Annotated in this window: 5 protein-coding genes; 2 read left to right on the top strand and 3 right to left on the bottom strand. The window is 44.9% G+C overall.

Annotation, left to right across the window (positions count from 1 at the left end; all coding sequences use genetic code 11):
- A partial coding sequence (locus tag C7B77_RS24610; protein WP_106311127.1) for a hypothetical protein occupies positions 1–543 on the top strand: 543 nt, incomplete at its 5' end.
- On the opposite strand, the gene C7B77_RS24605 is transcribed toward C7B77_RS24610, so the two are convergent.
- A complete protein-coding gene (locus C7B77_RS24605) occupies positions 538–1,455 on the bottom strand; it encodes an ion channel (protein WP_106311124.1) in 918 nt (305 codons plus the stop codon). The genes C7B77_RS24610 and C7B77_RS24605 overlap by 6 nt on opposite strands.
- Positions 1,456–1,467: 12 nt before the next feature.
- Between C7B77_RS24605 and C7B77_RS24600 the strand changes: the two genes are divergently transcribed.
- Positions 1,468–2,463, top strand: a complete 996-nt coding sequence (locus C7B77_RS24600) for an RluA family pseudouridine synthase (RefSeq protein ID WP_245894379.1) — start codon at positions 1,468–1,470, stop codon at positions 2,461–2,463.
- Between the two features lie 65 nt (positions 2,464–2,528).
- Here the strand turns inward: C7B77_RS24600 and C7B77_RS24595 are convergent, their stop codons facing one another.
- Positions 2,529–3,431, bottom strand: a complete 903-nt coding sequence (locus C7B77_RS24595; RefSeq protein ID WP_106311121.1) for a DnaD domain-containing protein — start codon at positions 3,429–3,431, stop codon at positions 2,529–2,531.
- A gap of 574 nt (positions 3,432–4,005) precedes the next feature.
- Complete coding sequence (locus tag C7B77_RS24590; RefSeq protein WP_015160140.1) at positions 4,006–4,608, bottom strand: ATP-dependent Clp protease proteolytic subunit; 603 nt, start codon at positions 4,606–4,608, stop codon at positions 4,006–4,008.
- Positions 4,609–4,638: the final 30 nt, after the last annotated feature.

Here is a 4,638-nt window from a genome sequence, read left to right as displayed (position 1 = left end):
ATGGCACTCGATCGCCCAAATTCTCGCCTGCCCAAGCTACCATGGCTTTCTTTAGTATTACTATTTTTAACGTATATGACCTTCGGTTGGTTACTATACGATTGGACTAGGAATCGAGAAATCTGGTTGATGGTAGCTTTTGCGGTGGTGGCGATGAGTGGTTTTGTTACTTATCCCAGTCGCAGCATATCATTTAGTTTTGGCGGCTTTTTTAAAACCGATGTCCGCGCACTAATTCTAATGATTATGGGGAGTATCGGCTCCGTAATTTTACTAACTTGGGTGCAGTTTTTTGTCGATGCGATCGTGTTGTGTGCGGCAGGATTATTAGTCAGCTTGGATCTCAAAACTTTGGGTTGGAGCAAAGTAAAGTCGCTAATGTTAATTGTAAGCTGGCAATTATTGGCAACTGCTGTGGGTTTGTACGCACATTATTTGTATCTATTTCCACTGAGTAATTTACCAGCCTACTTTTATGGCGACTACTGGCTGCAATTGCTCGCTCGCCTAAATCTGGAGTTTGCCAACCGCTTAAAGTCATAACAACCCTACATCCCGCTCCTCGATTTCCTCGATCGATCGCAGTTGATGAAATCGACTATAGTCAAAGTAGCGATCGCCATTTTCTGACTTGAGAATGATATCCTCAAACTGTCGATCGAAGATAATTTCAGCGGCATTGTAGCTATGTCGTGCGGTAATCTTATAGGCAACTGTTTCATCTACCCCATCGATCAAAATGCTAATCGCGGCATGTCGTTGCTGCAAGTCGAAAGCCGTGAGACCATACAATGGACTATCGGGATCGATCTGGTGCGCGATCGTCCAAGTCAGTATCAAACTTGGAGTCCGGTGGCGTACCAATTTCAGTTCTTGAATCCGTCGCATAAAGTCACCTTCAGCCGTGACTTCATCCATAATCAAATAAACTTGAGCCGTAGATTCCAAAATAAAATTGTGACGCTCGTTGGCAACTCGAAACATCAGCGTCTGCTGCTGATTGTGAGTGGTAATAATGATAAACTTACTAAATAATACTTTGGCAACCGGGCGCGAAAACCTCGCAAAAGATATTCCCGTCACGACCGCGATTAATAACAAACTAGCAATCGATTCGATCGTGACGATCGAGTTGGCATAAAAAGTCTTAGGATGGATCGCACCATAACCGATCGACGCTAAAGTCTGGACGCTAAAAAAGAAGGCATCGCTAAAAGAACCCGGACGTGCGCCATGCAAGCAATCGCCACCAGCTAAATATGCCAATGCAAATAAAGTATTGATCGACAAATAAGCGATCGAAACAATCCCTGCAAATCCCAGCCACGGTACAGTTAATAGTAAATGATAAGGGTCTCGCCACAGGTGATACCAATTCCCCATCCCATGAATGACAAGTCTACCATCTTGATTCTCAATTCTGACAGTCCGATGGCGGCGAAATCTATTTTTCATAACACGATATAGATGAACGTAATAAATACAGTTGGTATAAATAATTTAGCGATCGAGGAACGATTGTCAGACGAGGAAGTAGCTGAAGTTATCGAATTAACTGTCGCAACTGACGATTTTACCGAACCGCGAATTGACTTGTGGTTAGCCGCACAATTGCCCGATTTTTCGCGATCGCGTTGGCAAAAACTCATTTCCCAAGGACACGTTCGAGTCGGCGGGAGAGATTGTAATGACAAAAAGTATAAATTAAAATCTGGCGATCGAGTCTGTGTCATTATCCCACCGCCAGATGCACTCGATCTGGTACCCGAAGCAATTCCACTCGATATCCTGTACGAAGATCAATGCTTACTAATTGTAAACAAATCCGCAGGCATGGTAGTTCATCCCTCCGCCGGACATAGCACTGGGACTCTAGTTCATGCCTTACTCGCTCATTGTCCGCTCTCTAGTATCGGTGGCATTCAACGTCCTGGCATCGTTCACCGTTTGGACAAAGATACCAGTGGCGCGATCGCGATCGCTAAGACCGATATTGCCCACCAACACCTCCAACAACAGCTTCAAGCGAAAACTGCTAGGCGCGAGTATTTAGGTGTGGTCTACGGCACGCCAAAGGTCGATAGTGGGACGATCGATCTCCCGATCGGACGCCATCCGATCGATCGCCAGAAAAATGCGATCGTGCCGATCGATCGTGGGGGCAGATCTGCTGTGACTCATTGGCAAATTGAAGAAAGATTGCGCGGCTTTGCTCTGATTAAATTTAGGCTAGAAACTGGCAGAACTCATCAGATCCGCGTTCATGCGGCGCAAATGGGACATCCGATCGTCGGCGATCCGGTGTATGGAACGGGGAGATCGATTGGCATCAATCTGCCGGGACAAGCTCTCCACGCGCGACAGTTAGAGCTAATTCATCCCCATACCGCAGAGCTGATTAGTGTCACCGCACCGATCCCCAGTTATTTCCTCACTTTACTTCAAGTACTACGCAAACGCTAAGATCGATAATTGATAATTGATAATTGATAATTGATAATTGATAATTACTCATTACTCATTACTCATTAAAGGTGTTGCTCGGTCAGATTTTCTAGGGGCAACTTAAATCGATCGATCCGGATTCGATCTGCCGTCTCGACGCCGATCGATGGTAACGATACGCAATTGGCATCGAGCCGATTTTTGGGATCCACAATTGCCTTGAGAGTGCAGAATAACTTACTTTTAGTCGGTCGATCGACCATTGTGTCTGGCTCGATTTGGTCTTCGCTGTGAGGATCGCGCCCGTGTGTATCTAGACGCTCGGCTGGAGCTGATGGTACCGAACTGTTGGGATGAGCTTCTGTGCCTGAAAATGATTCGATCGACTTTGTAATATTTGCCACTTGTAACTGTGGATCCTCGGACGCCGCTCTGTCTATTGCTGGCGGATTCAAGGGTGGAGCTGGAATCGGGCAATGATGGTATTGAAAGGGTGCGGACTCTTCAGGATCGAGCAGCTTGGCATCTTGTCGGGAGCGCGGAGCTACAGGAAAATCGGCCTGCACTGGCTCCTCAGCAGACACCTGTGCTGGTGAATCTGAAGCCGCAGGTAATTCGACAACTGCTGGTAAATTTTGCAGAATTTCGCGCTCGTATTCTGGCGTGAAATTGTAACGGGGTCTCCCGAGTCTTTGCCAGTCTTTAAGGATATTATCGACAGATACGATTTTGTATCTGCCTCGGTACAGCGACTCGACGATCGCTTTGATAATCCAGCTATTGTCGTATTTTTGCAGCCAACTTGCCACGAGAGTATCGACTCGATCGCCATCAAGCTCTAAACCGTATAGATCGATTACTATCGTGATAAAGTTTTGGTGAAAATGGCTCATTGGCAAAGAAAATCCTTGATACCCCCGCTCGCAATAAGTCGCGCCATGAGCTTGACTGGTAAATGCGATCGCGGCTGAACGACTAATACTCAAGTACTAATATCTTAAGTGACTTATAGTTTAGATATTTGATTAGAGATTTAGTGGCTAAATTGTGAGCTATGGGAAAAGGAAGTTGACTACCTATCTGCATTTAAGCTAGAACTTGACTAGAAAATTTGCTCTCAATCTATTTTTTGGTACAATTGGTTTTTGTAATTGTTTCTGTGTTGTAGTTTACACCAAATTGTTGATTTTGGCACTCTCGATCGAACTTATTACCAATTTGTTAGTTTCATTTAAATAGTTCATTAGAACTACTGGTTTGCTATTGTCGCTCGTCAGCTATTTAAAGATTTAGTCAAATCTACCCAAAGGTAGAACTTAGGTAGGTTTGAGCCTTCCAATCGCTCTTTTTCAAATGAAGATCTAGTACAGATCGCTACTAAATCGATCGAGTCATAATTCAGTTTGGACTATACATATCTCGAACAATATGTATCACAGCTTATAGAGATCGATCGCATATCTGTAATTACAACAAACCCCTACTTTGATGTATCTATAAAACAGATACAAACCAAAGTAGGGGGTGAAGTTTATAATTGATTTAATTTCTCAATTGCAGTTAGCGAACGTTAGCAGTTTCGACAACTTTATCGATTAAGCCGTATGCCATTGCTTCGGCTGCGGACATAAAGTTATCTCGATCGGTATCTTTTTCGATCTGTGCCAATGTTTGTCCAGAGCGGTCTGCCATTAATTGATTGAGCAGCGTCCGAGTTTCGAGGATATGCTTGGCTTCGATTTGAATATCCGATGCTTGCATCCGTCCGGTACCACCTAAAGGTTGGTGGATCATGATCCGTGCGTGGGGTAAAGCCAAGCGTTTGCCAGGGCTACCAGCCGCGAGCAAAAAGGCACCCATCGAAGCAGCCAAACCGACACAAATTGTCACAACTTCTGACTTAATGTGCTGGATCGTGTCATAAATTGCCATCCCAGCGGTAATTTCGCCGCCAGGAGAGTTGATATAGAGATAGATTGGTTTACTGGAGTCTTCTGAGTCGAGATAGAGCATATAAGCGACGATCGCGTTCGCCATGCCAGCATCGACTTCTTCAAACATGAAGATAATCCGCTCGCGAAATAATCGATCGTAGATATTAATCCACTGTTCGTTAGTACTACCAGGTAAGCGATATGGAACGCTAGGAACGCCGATTGACATAGGAGTTTAGGGGGTGGATGGGTGGATGGG

Origin of the sequence: Chamaesiphon polymorphus CCALA 037, assembly GCF_003003845.1 — a bacterium.
GTDB classification, from domain to species: domain Bacteria; phylum Cyanobacteriota; class Cyanobacteriia; order Cyanobacteriales; family Chamaesiphonaceae; genus Chamaesiphon; species Chamaesiphon polymorphus.
The sequence above is the reverse complement of the archived record's forward strand: the minus strand, read 5'-3'. Positions and strand labels throughout refer to the sequence as shown.